13 protein-coding genes are annotated in these 15,027 nt (G+C 63.7%); 7 read left to right on the top strand and 6 right to left on the bottom strand.

The window, feature by feature from the left end:
* Window position 1: 1 nt before the first annotated feature.
* The gene (locus tag FJ978_RS08430) at window positions 2-1,147 is read left to right on the top strand and encodes a DSD1 family PLP-dependent enzyme (protein WP_181176713.1); all 1,146 of its coding nucleotides are present in this window, start codon (window positions 2-4) and stop codon (window positions 1,145-1,147) included.
* 60 nt (window positions 1,148-1,207) lie between these two features.
* A complete protein-coding gene (locus FJ978_RS08425) occupies window positions 1,208-2,152 on the top strand; it encodes a helix-turn-helix domain-containing GNAT family N-acetyltransferase (protein WP_140571643.1) in 945 nt (314 codons plus the stop codon).
* A gap of 7 nt (window positions 2,153-2,159) precedes the next feature.
* On the opposite strand, the gene FJ978_RS08420 is transcribed toward FJ978_RS08425, so the two are convergent.
* The 5 genes from FJ978_RS08420 to FJ978_RS08400 all read right to left on the bottom strand — a co-directional run bounded on the left by FJ978_RS08420 (window position 2,160) and on the right by FJ978_RS08400 (window position 7,271).
* The gene (locus tag FJ978_RS08420; RefSeq protein ID WP_140571641.1) at window positions 2,160-2,993 is read right to left on the bottom strand and encodes an AraC family transcriptional regulator; all 834 of its coding nucleotides are present in this window, start codon (window positions 2,991-2,993) and stop codon (window positions 2,160-2,162) included.
* Between the two features lie 90 nt (window positions 2,994-3,083).
* Window positions 3,084-3,977 carry a glycosyltransferase family 2 protein gene (locus FJ978_RS08415; RefSeq protein ID WP_013896163.1) on the bottom strand — a complete coding sequence of 298 codons (894 nt, stop codon included), beginning with the start codon at window positions 3,975-3,977 and terminating at the stop codon, window positions 3,084-3,086.
* Window positions 3,974-4,720 carry a glycosyltransferase gene (locus FJ978_RS08410; RefSeq protein ID WP_013896162.1) on the bottom strand — a complete coding sequence of 249 codons (747 nt, stop codon included), beginning with the start codon at window positions 4,718-4,720 and terminating at the stop codon, window positions 3,974-3,976. Before FJ978_RS08410 ends, FJ978_RS08415 begins: the two co-directional genes overlap by 4 nt.
* Window positions 4,711-5,601 (bottom strand): glycosyltransferase, encoded by an 891-nt coding sequence (locus tag FJ978_RS08405; RefSeq protein WP_013896161.1) that lies wholly within the window; start codon window positions 5,599-5,601, stop codon window positions 4,711-4,713. Before FJ978_RS08405 ends, FJ978_RS08410 begins: the two co-directional genes overlap by 10 nt.
* A complete protein-coding gene (locus FJ978_RS08400; protein ID WP_013896160.1) occupies window positions 5,598-7,271 on the bottom strand; it encodes a glycosyltransferase in 1,674 nt (557 codons plus the stop codon). Before FJ978_RS08400 ends, FJ978_RS08405 begins: the two co-directional genes overlap by 4 nt.
* Window positions 7,272-7,544: 273 nt before the next feature.
* Between FJ978_RS08400 and FJ978_RS08395 the strand changes: the two genes are divergently transcribed.
* From FJ978_RS08395 to FJ978_RS08375, 5 genes are all read left to right on the top strand, one after another.
* Window positions 7,545-7,847, top strand: coding sequence for a hypothetical protein (locus FJ978_RS08395; RefSeq protein WP_140571637.1), 303 nt, complete (start codon window positions 7,545-7,547; stop codon window positions 7,845-7,847).
* Complete coding sequence (locus tag FJ978_RS08390; protein ID WP_013896159.1) at window positions 7,831-8,889, top strand: LacI family DNA-binding transcriptional regulator; 1,059 nt, start codon at window positions 7,831-7,833, stop codon at window positions 8,887-8,889. The genes FJ978_RS08395 and FJ978_RS08390 overlap by 17 nt, the downstream gene beginning before the upstream one ends.
* Complete coding sequence (locus FJ978_RS08385; RefSeq protein WP_013896158.1) at window positions 8,886-10,403, top strand: sugar ABC transporter ATP-binding protein; 1,518 nt, start codon at window positions 8,886-8,888, stop codon at window positions 10,401-10,403. Before FJ978_RS08390 ends, FJ978_RS08385 begins: the two co-directional genes overlap by 4 nt.
* Window positions 10,403-11,458 (top strand): ABC transporter permease, encoded by a 1,056-nt coding sequence (locus tag FJ978_RS08380; protein ID WP_013896157.1) that lies wholly within the window; start codon window positions 10,403-10,405, stop codon window positions 11,456-11,458. The genes FJ978_RS08385 and FJ978_RS08380 overlap by 1 nt, the downstream gene beginning before the upstream one ends.
* A 67-nt stretch (window positions 11,459-11,525) precedes the next feature.
* Window positions 11,526-12,509 carry a substrate-binding domain-containing protein gene (locus FJ978_RS08375; protein WP_013896156.1) on the top strand — a complete coding sequence of 328 codons (984 nt, stop codon included), beginning with the start codon at window positions 11,526-11,528 and terminating at the stop codon, window positions 12,507-12,509.
* A 101-nt stretch (window positions 12,510-12,610) separates the two neighbouring features.
* Here FJ978_RS08375 and FJ978_RS08370 read toward each other — a convergent pair whose 3' ends face one another.
* Entirely contained in the window at window positions 12,611-14,905 is a 2,295-nt protein-coding gene (locus FJ978_RS08370) for an endonuclease/exonuclease/phosphatase family protein (protein ID WP_140571635.1), read from the bottom strand.
* Window positions 14,906-15,027: the final 122 nt, after the last annotated feature.

Raw genomic sequence — 15,027 nt, 5'->3', positions numbered from 1 at the left:
GATGAGCGCCTATTTCGCCACGTTGTCGGAGGCGCTGAAGCAAGCCGGCATCTTCCAGCCCTGCCTGCTGCTCGACCGCGACCGGCTGGATAGCAACATTGCCCTGGTCAAAGCGAGACTTGACCCCGGCCTCGCCGTGCGGTTGGTCGACAAGTCGCTCGCCTGTCTGCCGCTGCTTTCGCACATCGGCAAGGCGCTTGGGACCGATCGCTTCATGACTTTCCATCCGCCGATCAGCGAGGCGGTGCTGAATGCGTTTCCGGATGCGGATCTCCTGTACGGCAAGCCGATGCCGGTCGCAGCGGCAAGGGCCATGCTTTCGAAGGGCGAAGTTGACCGGACACGCATCTGCTGGCTGATCGACACCCAGGAGCGGCTGGCGGAGTATGGCGCCCTGGCAGCCGAGCTCGATGTCGACCTGCGCATCGCCTTCGAAATCGATGTCGGGCTACATCGCGGCGGCTTCGCTGACCCGGCGGCCTTGTCGCAAGCCTTGAAGGGACTGTCGGGGCACAAAAGGCTGCGCTGCGAGGGCGTCATGGCCTATGAGGCGCATGCGCCGCACATTCCCGGCCTGTTCGGCGGGCCGGCGAGGGCGCTGGCACGAGCGTCGGAGCGGGCCACCGCTTTCGTTGCGTGCCTCGGTGCCGGCCAGCGCGGCATTCTCAACATCGGCGGGTCAAAGACCGCGCTGCTTCACCGCGGTGGCATGGCCAATGAAGTGTCGATGGGTTCGGCCTTCGTGCTGCCCGGCGATTTCGATACACCTGGCCTCGACGGCTTCCAGCCGGCGGCCTTCATCGCGACGCCGATCCTGAAAGTGGTCGAGCCGATGCTGCCCGGCCCACCGGCCGTCTCCCGCCTGCTGCGGGCGCTCGGCCGGTTTCCGCGCAAGGGCTGCTACCTCTACGGCGGCAAGTGGATGGCCGAACCGGCATTTCCCCGGGGGATGACGACGAACGGCCTGCTTGGCCTGTCCTCCAACCAGCAATTCATGGGCCTGCCTGCCGATGCCGTTGTCAGGCCGGGCGACTATGCATTCCTGCGGCCGACGCAGAGCGAGACCGTGCTGCAGCAATTCGGGCCGATCGCGGTGCTTTCCGGCGGCAAAATTGTCGATCGCTGGCCGGTGTTGCCGATGATGTGATCATGCGGATAGTTGACTCCGTCAAGTAAAAGGTTGATCCTGTGCCGGCAGGAGATATCCATGACGATTCACCCCGGCAAGGAAGCGCCCAACAAGGAGCGCATCGATGCGGTCCGCGCCTTCAACCGCTTCTATACCCGCCAGATCGGCCTGCTTGACGAGGGGCTGTTAAAGAGCCCGTTCTCGCTGACCGAGGCGCGGGTGCTTTATGAGCTTGCGCATCGCGACGGGCTCGTTGCCAGCGACCTTGTGCGCGATGTCGGTCTCGATCCCGGCTACGTCAGCCGCTTGCTGAAGAAATTCGAGGAGCGGGGCCTGGTCGAGCGCGCCGCCACGGAAGCTGATGCGCGCCGCGCCTCGATTACGTTGACGCCGGCGGGCAAGGATGCATTTGCGCCGCTCAACCAGGATTCGCACGATCAGGTGCGTGCGTTGCTCGATCGTCTGGTAACTGCCGATCAGGACCGACTGGTCAAGGCGATGCGCATCGTGCAGGACCTGCTCGGCGACAAGCTTGAACCTGGGGTGCCTTACATCCTGCGGCCGCTGCAGGTCGGCGACATCGGCTGGATCACCCGCCGGCAAGGAATGCTCTACGCGCAGGAATATGGCTGGGACGAAACCTACGAGGCACTGGTCGCCGAGATCCTCGCCGCATTCGTCAAATCCTTCGACCCGAAATGGGAGCGCGCCTGGATCGCCGAGCGGGAAGGCGAGGTGGTCGGCTCGGTCTTCATCGTGCGCAAGTCCGACCAGGTGGCGAAGCTGCGCCTGCTCTATGTCGAACCCTCGGCGCGCGGCCTCGGCATCGGCAAGCGGCTGGTCGAGGAATGCATCGGCTTTGCCCGCGCCAAGGGCTACAAGACGGTGACTTTGTGGACCAACGACATCCTGACCGCCGCCCGGCACATCTACCAGGCGGCCGGCTTCCAGCTGACCGAGGAAGAGCGGCACCATTCCTTCGGCAAGGATCTGGTCGGCCAGAACTGGAACCTGGAACTGTAGCGGCGCCTCAGGTCTTGACCGGAATCCAGATCTCCAGCCCGCCATTGCCGCTGCGCGGATCGAACTCCGGACCATAGCGCTCGAAATCGGGCGCGTCGGCCACCTCGTGCCCGGAGGCCGGCAGCCATGTGTTCCAGATCGTGTTGACCGTGCGGCGGATGGTCGAGATGTGCTCGCGATGCGCAAACACCGCATATTTCTGGGCCGGTATCCGCACGCGGCTGAATTCCCTGGGAAGATCGGAAAAGTCCGTCACCTCGACGCCGGCGATGTAGTCGAAATTGCCGACATCGTCGCCGTTGACGCAGACACCGTAGGCGACGTCGCCGGTCTCGCCCGGAATGTTGCCGATATAGGGGCCGAAGCGCTGCCATTGCATCGGGATGGCGGCGCTGGTTTCGCAGCTGTAGCGTTCGCCGAGACCTGCGATCAGGAACGGCCGGCTGGTCTCGAAGCGTGGCGGTTCAAGGTTGGCGAGAGGGGATTGGTCCATCAGGATTGGCTCCACGAGGTGGAGGGACTTGGTCGAACCTTGCGCGCGCACCAGCTCCGGCGTGGTGCCGAACTGGTCGCGGAAGGCCCGGGTGAAAGCCTCATGCGAGTTGTAGCCGGCGTCGAGCGCGACGCGCAGGATGTCGGGCGCCCCGCCGGCTAGCCGGCGCGCCGCCTCGGTCAGGCGCCGCGCGCGCATATAACCCATCACCGAACGGCCGGTGGCGGCGCCGAAGGCGCGCGTCACATGAAAGCGCGACACGCCGCTGCTTTGGGCGACATCGTCAAGCGATATCGCTTCCGGCAGATGGCTCTCGACGAACCACAGCGCTTTTTCGGTCGGGTTCATGGCGCTCCTTCCCGCCTTGGCCAGATCATACTGCCGCCTTTCCACGCGGCCGGTTTGATCGAAATTGCGCAGCGCGCAAAGTGATGCAAACTAGCGCCGCTGACGCTGGAAGAACCGGCGAAGCCGGCGCCCGATCTCGCGCGGCTGATGGCGCAATCTGCCTTGATGTTTTTGGGCGGTTGGCACGATCGGCAGGGAGAAGGCCGGGTTGAGTGGCTGTTGGCGCCCTAGCCGTTCCCAGTGGATCAGCCCGCGCATGATCCGGTCCCAGGCAAGCACGGTTGCCACTGCGGTGGAAAGTTCACCATCATTGGCGGGCTCATGGCGCCGCTCGAACTCGGCATAGGCCTCGGCGACATAGGTCCCGAAATCGAAATTGTCGGGATTGGGATCGTACGAATCGCTTAGCGCATAGCGCGCCTGCCGGGCAATGAACGAAGCGATGTCGACATAGTTTTCGTGGTGAATGTGGAGGCAGTTCGGTGCCTCCAGCCGACGAAGGCGCTTGGCACCGGTCAGAACCTGCGGCACACGATGATGGCCTGGTTGCCAGGCGACGGTCCCCTTGCGGAAGAACCGTATCTGGTGATCCGGATAGAAGCCGGAGCCGCGCATGACATGGCCGGCGACGGAGTTGAATCTTGGCAGCGCAAAGGCGTCAGTGTTGTCACTATAATCGCGCACGAGCCCTTGCAGTGCCTCGTATGCGTCGTCGGCGAGGTACTCGTCGGAATCCAGCACAAGCACCCAGTCGTTTTGCGCCTGCGGCAGGTATTGGTTGCGGATTGCGTCGACGGCATCGACGATTGCACAACTCAGCACCCGGCAGCCGGCCGCACGTGCGATCTCGATGGTCGCATCGCCGCTTTGCATATCGATGACGATGCGCTCCGATGCCCAGGCGGTGGTTGCCAGCAGCCGGGGCAAGGTCAGTGCCGAATCCCGCGTATGGACGATCAGCGATATCTCGTTTGCCTGCGTCACCCGCTCTCGTCTCCGTCTATGGTGTAGCGCCCACGCCACCGCTCGAAGAACAGTTTGCGCGAGGCCTTGTGGCGGTCAGGCCGCCGGTCCGAGGTCGATTCCAGATGCAATGAATCCCGGCGCTGGCCACATGCGATGCGGATTCCCAATTGCCGTGCCCGAAGACAGAGATCGACATCCTCATAGCCGAAAGGGAATGTCTCGTCGAAACCGTTCAAGGCGTTGAAGGCCGCATGGTCGATCATCATGGCAGCCGCCGTCACGGCCTGCGGGAAAGTCGTCGCCCGGCTGACGATCGCGCTTCGCCTGCCATGATCCTGGTGATAGGGGCCACGTTCTCCAGCGTCGAACCGCACACCACAATGCTGGATCGTGTCGTCGGGCAAGACCAGCCTTGTGCCGCAGATGCCAACCTTGTGGTCACGGAAGATCTCAAGCATCTCCACCAGCGCGTCTGGATGCAGAAGCACGTCATTGTTGAGGAAGAGGTACCGTGTGGCGGCAAGCTCGCGGGCGCCGCGATTGCAGGCTGCCGAGAAGGAATGCCTTAGATCCAGCCTGACGATCCGCACGTGCGGCGGCGCGAGATCATCGGCGAGATAGGGTATGGCGGAGCCATTGTCGACGACGACGACACAGGTCTTGCCTAGCTGTGTCCTCGCCAAGGCATGCTCAAGCTGCAGCAAGCAACTTCGCAGCAGCGCCGTCAGGCCCCATGAAGGAACGATGACGCTTAGCTCCATGACAAGGCGTCCTTCAAGCCCGCCTCCATAGCAGATCGCAGTTTCTTTCTCTGAACCGCGATGCGGTAACGGGATGCCATCGCCGCGCCGCCGTCGCGCAGTGCGGCACGCCGGGAGCCTGCGCCTTGCTTGCTGATTTCGGCGAGCGCGGCTGGCAGTTCTGTCGGCTCAGCGATGTATGCGGTATGCCCATGTTTGAGATACTCCATCCCACCGATGACTGGAACCGATACTACAACGCAGCCCGCCGCCATCGCCTCGAGCGCCGGCAGTCCGAAGCCTTCAGAGACTGCCGTGCCCAGGAAGAACCCGGAGCGCTTAAGACTGTTCGCGCAGATATCTTCACTAACGCCGTCAATCGGCAGGAAGTGGAGGGAGAGCACATGCTTCTTCGCCGATTGGGCTATCGCGGCGCCTCTGCGCGGCATGAAGGCTGCGCACCGCTCATCCTTGGGGGATCCGTCATGGAAGAAAGCGTCGGAGATCGATATGCCGACATCGATCGAAACGCGCCGGGCGACGAACATTGCATAAGTCGTCGCTTGTTCCCAACACGTCAGCACGGTGACATCCCTGTCGTGCAGAATGGGGTTGATGAGGGGGTCGGTACCTTGGCAGTGGAAGATCAGCCGCGCCCCAGTTGCCTTCAACTCGGGATAGTCGTGCGGCAATGAGAAGATGAGCGTATCGCTCTTCCCGGCATTCGCGACGACCTGCTGCCTGTCCACCACAGGCTGACTGCATCGGAACCATGAAGGCGCAAGGTTGCCAGGGGTCGCGACCGCCATCGGCACGCCGGCGTCCGTCAGCAACTGCGCGAACTGGAAGCCAACCTTGATGCCGCCATAAATACCGACCCCAGGCAGAACATAGTAGTTCATCGGCCTTCCAGCGCACGCCACCGTTTTCGGCGCAGCGCTTCCCTGATACCGAGGCGGCGATGGAGAACCCATCGCAGACCGCGAAGCGTAGCCGCAAAGGCACGGCCGTAATGCAGCTCCGCGAACTTGAGCCGCGCATTGTCGATCAACGAGATCCGGACGGAGGTCGGGATATCCGCGCCTCGCTGACCGAGATGCGGCAGCACATGGTCCAGTTCGACGATTTCGAGCCCACGCCGTGCCATTTCAAATCCGACCGCGACATCTTCCATGTAGCAAAAGTATCTCTCGTCGAAACCGCCGATAGCATGAAAAATCTCTCGTCGAACGAACAGGGCGGCCGCGAGCGGCCAGCTCCACTTGTGGTCGTGATAGAATGGGAGACGTCTCAGGCGCCGAGCCCATTTCGCCATGCCGTTATTGTCCAGAAGGTCGGCTGTCAGCTTGAGTCGGGAATAGCCGGGCTGGCGACCGGCTGTGACTCCGCCATGCCAGTCGACATAGTCGGGAACGATCATAGCATCGGGTTTTCGACGAAGCGTCGAGAGTGCCACCTCGACCGCAGCCGATGTCACAAGGCAGTCCGGGTTGAGGAAGCATAGATATTTGGCGCTGGCGGCGGCGGCGCCTTGGTTGGCAGCGGCGGCGAAACCCTCATTGTTTTTGTTCCGGATGATGGTCACGCCCTCATGCGTCACGTGATCGAGTGTCTCGTCGGTCGAGGCATTGTCGACGACAATGATCTCATGCTGGTCCGGCAGGGCGTCGAGGCAGTAGCCGATTATCTTTGACGAGTTGTAGGTGATGATGATGAACGCCAGGTCGGCAGGTTGCCCTGTCGCTGCGTTGTCTAGCAAGGGGCCGGCGGGACCTTCGGCAAGAAGGTTATGCATCGCGAGAACGGTTTCAAATTCGGGGCCGTTGCAGAAGTTGCTGAAGTGGGCGATCAGCGCATCCGGTCGGGGAAAGCCCGTATCCCAGTGGCCGCAATGGTTCCATTGCCAGGAGAGGGAGACGCAGCGATCCGGCACCACTGAATTTGCCCACACCTGGAAATAGTCCTGGTCGGCGATCATGTGCGCGCCAACCGAGTGATCGGCAGGCAAAAGCAACCGTCGGGCCGCAACCCACTCCAGCAAAAGCTGCAGTTCGTCCCTGAAGGCCAGCACCACGCCACTGTTGAAGTAGCGAAACGATATCGCAGATGGCGCCGCCGCTGACCCGTCGATGAATGCTAGCGAGCGCTTGCTGTAATGTTCCTGGAAGTCCCCCGGCGTCATGCCCGAACCAGCGATGCCGGTCTGTTCGACCATTGCCATCCGCTGTTCGCCCAGCGCCGTCGACACCTCGGCCGCCGCCAGGGGGCGCAACAGGATGGTATCGGCATCGACCTGAATAATGATCTCGGCGCTGGACTGCCCGAGACACCAGGCCAATGCGTCGAATTTGGCCAGAAACCCGTCGGCCCGGTATTCCTGCCGTGCGGCGTCGAGCAAGTTGAGATGGATGCGCGGCGAGGGCGGCAAGATTGGGGAGGAGAACCGATCCGTGACTATATAGATTTCGAAATCCGTGTTCCGGAGAAAGGACGCAACGGCTTCGCGCGCCGCCAGCGCATAGCCTGGCTTGCCGATCGCGAGCATGCAGATTGCTACCGTCCGCTCGTTCATTCGGCTGGGTCACCACGCATCATGCCGGGCACCTCCGCTGTGCGGACCCGTCGCGCCAGATAACGTCGCCGGCGTCACGCCGTGCCTGGCATGGAGATAACCGAGGTTTGCCCCGGTTTCGTGAAATCTCAGGCCGGGAATGCCGGCCAACGACGACCTTGCGTCGATCCGGCGCCCGATGCGGAAAACCAGCCCCTCGCTCGCCCGACGTGTCAACGACCAGCCGGGCTCCGGAAATAGAAAATACCAGCCATTTCAAGCGAGCCCTTCTTCGTGAAGCTGGACCCAGATGCTTCTGCGATCCCGAACGATACCGCAATGTGTTCTCACGAGTATCGGCAGGTCAACCGTGCGCGCACGCTCTATTTTCCGCCAAAGATAAGATTGCGCGATCGCCACGGCACCACAACGAATGGTCTCGGCGAAAAAACGCATCGAAGCGATTGCGCAAACGTTTCGATGACATTATGGTTTTCCAAAATCCGCCGAAATCAATTAGAGCGGGCCAGGAAACGCATCATCAGGGAGGAGCGCTTGCCAGCACTCCGATTGAGCCATCATGCCGACAATGGCTGAGGTCGCGCGCCGCGCCGGCGTGTCGGTTTCGACCGTCTCGCATGTCATCAACCACACCCGCTTCGTCTCGCCGGAGAAGGCGCGGCTCATCAATGATGCGATTGCCGCGATGGGCTATCAGCCCAACGAGCTGGCGCGGTCGTTGAAGGTGGCGTCGACCAACAGTGTCGGCCTGGCGATCTCGGCGATCTCCAATCCCTACTTCACCGACATCATCTGCGCGGTGGAGGCCGAATGCGCGCGTCTCGGCCTCATGGTGTTCCTCTCCGACACGCAGGAAGATCCCGACCGCGAGCTGTCGGTGGTGCGCGCCTTCCACCAGCGCCGTGTCGACGGCGTCATCCTGGCACCGTCGGGTTCGCCGCAGCGCGCCATCGACTACCTGGCCGAGAAGAAGCTGCCTTGCGTGCTCATCGACCGCTTCGCCGATCAGCGCTTCGACCAGATCGGCGTCGAGAACGAAACCGCGATGCGGGCGCTCATCGACCACGTCGCCTCCTTCGGCCACAAGCGCATCGGCTATATCGCCGGCCAGCCGGGCCTGGCGACGACGCGCGAACGCATCGAGGCCTTTCGCGCCTCGCTCGTCGCCAATGGACTTGAATGCCTGCCGCACTATGTCTCGCCCGAGAACGTCGACACGGCGAGCGCCACGGCATCGACCCACGCCATCCTGTCCCTACCGTCGTCGCCCACGGCATTGGTCACCGGCAACAACATGACGACCATCGGAGCGGTGCGGGCAATCCGCGAAAGAGGCCTCTCGATACCGGGGGATCTCTCGCTTGCCGGTTTCGACGATTTCGAATGGGCCGATTGCTTCGAGCCGCGGCTGACGCTCGTCGCGCAGCCCTGCACCGAGATCGGCCGGCAGGCAGCGACCTTGCTGTGCGCCCGCATCGCGTCGAGCGGCCTGGAGCCGCAAGCGGTCCGGCTGCAGGCTATGCTGCAGGTCCGGCAATCCTGTGCGGGGCCGGTTCCCATGAGGTCGGCTCCCGTGAGGTCGGCTCCCGTGAGGTCAGCCCCCGTGAGGTCAATATGAGCGCGCCGTTGCTTTCCGTTACCGGTGCGGTCAAGCGCTTTGGCGGCGTCCAGGCGCTGCGCGGCGTCGACTTCGATCTCAAGGCCGGCGAGATCCATGCCCTGCTCGGCGAGAACGGCGCCGGCAAGTCGACGCTGATGAACCTGTTATCGGGCGTCTACACGCCGGACGAGGGCACCATCCTCATCGACGGCAAGCAGGTAACCTTCAACAATCCGCGCGAGGCGCAAGCCGCCGGCATCGCCACCATCTTCCAGGAGCTCGACCTGGTGCCGACGCTCGACGTCGCCGCCAACCTGTTCCTCGGCCGCGAGCTGATGCGGCCGGGCGGCTTCCTCGACGTGCCGGCGATGCGCGGCGAGGCCCGCAAGCGGCTGGAAGCCATCGAGCTTGCCATAGATCCGGCGGCGATGGTCGCCGATCTGTCGATCGGCCAGCGCCAGGTCGTGGCGATCGTCAAGGCGCTGTCCTACGCCTCGCGCGTGCTGATCATGGACGAGCCGACGGCGGCATTGACGGTCGGCGAGGTCGAGAGGCTGTTCGACATCATGCGCAAGCTCGCCGCCACCGGCGTCGGCATCGTCTATATCTCGCATCGCCTGGAAGAGGTGCCGCAGATCGCCGACCGGGTGACGGTGATGCGTGACGGCAGCATTGCCGGCGTCACCGAGCCGCATGCGCCGCAGGCGGAACTGGTTCGCCTCCTGGTCGGGCGGCCGCTGGACGAGCTTTATCCCGGGCGCTCGAGGGCCGCCGGCAAGACGCTGCTCAGCCTGCGCGATGCGAGCTTCAGGCTTGCCCATGAAAGTGCCGGATGGCAGCCGCCGACCGGCATCTCGCTCGATGTCAATGCAGGTGAGATCGTCGGGCTGGCCGGCATCATGGGGGCAGGGCGCACGGAACTGCTGAGCGCGCTCTATGGCGCCGGCCTGTCCGGCCGCTGGGAGGGCGAGGTCGCCATCGACGGACGGCCAGTGAAGCTGGATTCGATCAAGGCGGCCCGCGCGGCCGGCATTGCCTTCGTCACCGACGACCGCCGCGGCAGTGGCCTGATGCTCAGGATGGCTGTTGGACTCAACCTCGTGATGTCGGTGATCCGCCGCATCTCGCCGGCCGGCCTGATGTCGCCGCGCCGCCAGGCGGATGCGGTGCGGCAATCCTTCGGCCAGTTCGACATCAGGCCGAAGAACCCCGACATCGCCGTCGGCGCGTTATCCGGCGGCAATCAGCAGAAAGTGGTGCTGGCAAAGGAAATCCTCGGCAATCCCCGGCTGCTGCTGCTCGACGAGCCGACGCGTGGCGTCGATGTCGGCGCCAAGGGCGAGATTTACGCACGGTTGCGGCAATTGGCGGCACAGGGCCTCGGCATCCTGGTCGCCTCCAGCGAGATGCCGGAACTGATCGGGCTCTGCGATCGCATCGTGGTGCTGCGCCAGGGGCGCAATGTGGCGGAATTCATCGGCGGCGTCGACGAGCACACGGTGCTGGCCGCGGCAAATGGCAGGGAGGCCTGATGGCGGACGAAAAGATCTCGGTGGCAGTAGCTCCGGCGGTGCCGGCGGCAGCGCCAAAGCATCGCGACCCGCTGGCCCTCATCGTGCGCTTCCAGAGCCTGATCGGCCTGGTGCTGGTGGCGATCGGCGGCATCATCTTCTCGCCGCGCCGGCATGGCGAGATCCTGTTCCTCAACCCCGACAACATCGCCAACATCGTGCGTGCCGTGTCGGAGACCGGCATCATCGCCATCGGCATGACCTTCGTCATCATCACCGCCGGCATCGACCTGTCGGTCGGCGCCGTGCTCGGCCTGTCCAGCGTGGTGACCGCATCGATGATGATTTCCGGCGGTTTCGGCCTCATCCCGACCATCCTTGCCGTGCTGGTCATGGGCATCGTCTTCGGCACCCTCCAGGGCACCATCTCCACCCGTTTCCGGCTCGAACCCTTCATCGTCACGCTCGCCGGCCTGCAGGCCGCGCGCGGTCTGGCACTCGTCGTCTCCGGCAACCAGTACATCAACATCTCATACGGCGACGGGCCGGGCCTGGCGCCGCCGGTGTTTGCCGTGCTGGGCGAGCGTCTGTTCAACAACACCGTGCCGGTGGCGACGCTGGTCTTCATCGTCTTTGCCGCGATCGCGACGGTGGTGCTCAACACCACGCGCTTCGGCCGCTACGTCTTTGCCGTCGGCGGCAATGAGCGCGCGGCGCGCATTTCCGGCGTGCCCGTCTCCATGGTGAAGATCTCGGTCTATGCCATCACCGGCTTTGCCGCGGCGCTTGCCGGCATCGTGCATGCCGGCCAGTTCAATTTCGGCAGCGCCAATGACGGCATGGGCTACGAGCTGACGGCCATCGCCGCCGTGGTTATCGGCGGCACCAGCCTGTTCGGCGGCGCCGGCTCGATGGTCGGCACCGTTGCCGGCACCATCATGCTCGGCGCGTTGGCCAACATCCTTCAGCTCAACAACATCACGCCTGCCATGCAGCTGCTCGCGACCGCCGCGATCATCGTGTTGGCGGCAGTGCTTCAATCCCTCGTTCGCCGCCGCGAGGGTTTGGGTCGTTAGGAGGAAGGCGGCAGCAAGTGGACGTCAACCAAGGTCTGGCCCCCGGCCCGACGAGGAGGAGAGAGTTATGAAAACCACAACACAAAGGCGTGTGCTCAAGGCCGCGCTTCTGGCAGGCGCTGGCCTGTGCATTGCGGGAGCGGCGCAAGCCGCCGACCCGATGGTGAAAGCCTGCGCCAAGGACGGCCAGTTCATCATCGGCTTTTCGCAGGCGAACAATGCCGAACCCTACCGCCAGCACGTCAATGACGAGCTGACCGCGGCGGCCAAGGAAGTGCCGGGCTTCACCCTGCAGATCGCCGACGGCGCCGGCAACGTCAACACGCAGACCTCGCAGGTCGACAACTTCATCACCCAGAAGGTCGATATCCTTTTGATCTCGCCCTTCGAGGCGGCCCCGCTGACGCCGGCGGTCAAACGTGCCATGGATGCCGGCATCCCGGTCATCGAACTCGACCGCAAGACGGTCGGCGACCCCGGCAAGGACTACACCGCCTTCATCGGCGGCGACAATTACAAGATCGCCATGGAAGCCGGCAAATACACCGCCAAGACGCTGCTGCCGGATGGCGGCGAGGCGGCGGTGCTGGAAGGCCTGCCGAGCTCCACGCCGGCTGTCGAACGCCTCAACGGCTTCAAGGACGGCGTCAAGGAAAACGCCAAGATCCAGGTCGTCGCCGAGCAGGCCGCCGACTGGGTGCCGGACAAAGCCCAGACCGCCTTCGCCGCCATGCTGCAGGCGCATCCCGACATCAAGGTGCTCTATGCTTCCAACGACATGATGGCGGCCGGCGCGCTGCTTGCCGCCAAGGGCGCCGGCAAGGACGTCAAGATCATCGGCACCGATGGCTTGCCGGGACCGGCCGGCGGCATCGAGGCCGTCGCCAAGGGTGACTGGGCGGCGACCTTCACCTACCCGACGGGCGCCAAGGAAGCGATCGAGATGTCGAAGAAGATCCTGCTCGATTGCGCGACCTCGGTGGAGCCGACGGTGACGGTGGACACCACTGCGATCACGCCGGAGAACGCCAAGGCGATGGCTGGGAAGTAGGGCAGGGCTCTGCAATCGAAGGTGTCGCGACAAGGCCCCGCAAGGGGCCTTGTTTTTTGGGAATCGATCAATCGACAGGAGGCGGCTCGACCTCGGCTTTGCTAGGGCGCGGCCGCCACGGGTTCGTTCTTGCGCATCGTCAGTTCGTAGTTGAGCCGGTAGCGGCCGCCCTCGAATTTCCAGATCAGCGGGGTGCGCACGCCGTCGATCGAGCTGGCGCCGACCGGCAGGTCGGGAAAATCCCTGACATGGCTGGGGTCGTCCGGGCTGGTGTCGTCCTGCTCGAACACCTTAAGTCCGGCATGGTCGACGAAGGTAAGGTTCGAGCTGCCGAACCGCGTCGCCCAATCCTTCTGGTCGGCGGAGTCGTCGCAGTCGAACTCCACCTCGCCTGAAGCCGGAAAACGGATGGTGCGGCTGTCGATCGACAGTTGCGTGAAGATGTCGTCGGAGCCGAATTCCGGATTGGTCTCGTCCTCGCAGATCAGCGCCTTCATCTCGAGATTGCGCACCGTGGTCTGCATGGAGGCGCGCACCCGCACCGGCTGGTTTCCAGCCGCGGCCTGGTGGATGACCAGATAGCCACGCGTGCCGTCGCCCATGGCGTCGCTGACGATGCGGCTGCTGCCGGAAATAGCGATTGGGGGTTCGCCGCCATGCGGGTTGTCGAACTCCTCCAGCGTCGCCTTGTAGCCGTTCGGGTCGGGCAAGCCGTCGGCGGTCAGCGTGACGGTCTGGTCGGCGCCGCTGTCGGCCTGGCCGACGACGTCGAAACGGAACCAGGCTTCGTCCTGGCTGCCGAGCAGGCTGCCGGCTTCCGTGAGCGAGGCGAACTGCGGCGGCTCGCCAGGCTGCAGCGGGCAGGCCTCTTCCTTGGTCGCACAGGTATGGCGGCGCACCAGCAGCGCATAATTGCCTCGCCAGTCGCGGTCCTTGCCGGTGATGCGGATGAAGAACTCCTTGGGCAGCGCATAGGTGTGGACGGTGAAGGTCTGCTCGCCGTCTTGGATCGTCCTGGTGTCGCCGTAATAGCTGGAGATCGGCGTCGTCATGTTGGACGGCTGGTAGATGTCGATGTTGACGCCCGGATTGTCGGCGCCGATCGAATAGCTGCCCGCATCCTGGCGCACGACGTGGAACCACTGCATCGAACCCGGAAAGCGGATCTGGGTGACGTCCTGGCCGTTCCTGAAATCGATCACCTCCTCGGCCTGCGGCTTGCCGTCGGGCCCCTTCTTCGACTTCAGGTCGACTTGGTAGGCAATGCCCGGATGGCAGAAATTGTTGCCGAGATTGAGGTCGGCGGTCAAAAGATTGTGGTCGCTCTCGAGGTTGACGAAATCGACCGGGATGGTGACATGCTGGACGCAGATCGGTCCTTCGATGCCGCCGCTCAGATAAGGCTGCGGCGCGGCGAGGATATAATCGTAGCGCTCGCCGTCGATGTAGTTGGAGATGCCGGGGTCGGCACGGTTGGTCGCTGCCCAGCTGTCATAGTGCTTGGATGTCCAGTATTTGCCGGGACTGGCGAAGCGGCGCGCCCATTCGCCCATCGGCTGGTGGAACAGCGGCACGTTGAGGTCGCCCATCACCAGCACCCGTTCGCGCTTGCGCTGCGCTGCCGTCAGCGGCGACAGCGTCGTCTCGATCAGCTTCTGGACCTGGTCGAACTGCGCATCGCGGGCGTCGGCGTGAAGCTCGGGCGGGCTCTTGTCGAAATAGTCGGCCTGGGCATGGGTGAAGACGACCGTGTAATTGCTTTGCGAGGGCTGGTGGAGCAGTCGCACGATCGCCGCGCCCTTGCCGGACAGGCAGTCGACGCCGCCGCAATGATCGTAGAGCGTGAAGCCGACCTCGTCGGTCGCGGCATCCAGTGTCTCGCCGTCGTTCTTGCCCCATTTGAAGCTGTCGTCGGGCAGCGGCAGGAACTTGAAGTCCTTTTTGGCGAAGAACATCAGGCCGCTGTCCTCGCCGTCGATCTTCTCGATCGGCTCGCCATAGATGGCTATGGCCGCCGCCGGATCGAGGCTGGTGATGGCATCGACGATGGCCTGCGGCCGCACCTTCAAGAGCGCGGCGTCGATCTTGCGCACGAAGTTCGGATAGACCGGCGTCAGCCTGTCGATGAGGATCTGCTTGGCGTCCTCGTCCCAGGCCTCGTTGATGGCGATGATGTCGAAGCGGTCGGTGTCCTTGAGAATGGTCTCGGCGAGATGCTTGGCCTGTTTTTCGGTCTGGCCGTGGATCTGGATGAGGCAATCGGCGAAGTTCGGATTGGCGCATTTGAAGATCGGCGACAGCAGATAGGCGTTGAAGGTGGCGATGCGCACCGTTTCCACTTCCTGGCCGCTCGCGCCGATCGGCTCGGCAAGAAGCGTGACAGCAAAGATCGCCAACCCGGCCAGGACTCTGCCCAGCCAGGACCCGCAAGAAACCGCCAGCAATCGACCGCCCATCTTTGCCCCCGCGCTCACTGAACGAAACCCCGCTCACCCAATGAAACTATGACAAAGACAAC

This window comes from Mesorhizobium sp. B1-1-7 (genome assembly GCF_006442705.1).
GTDB classification, from domain to species: Bacteria; Pseudomonadota; Alphaproteobacteria; order Rhizobiales; family Rhizobiaceae; genus Mesorhizobium; species Mesorhizobium opportunistum.
The sequence above is the reverse complement of the archived record's forward strand: the minus strand, read 5'-3'. Positions and strand labels throughout refer to the sequence as shown.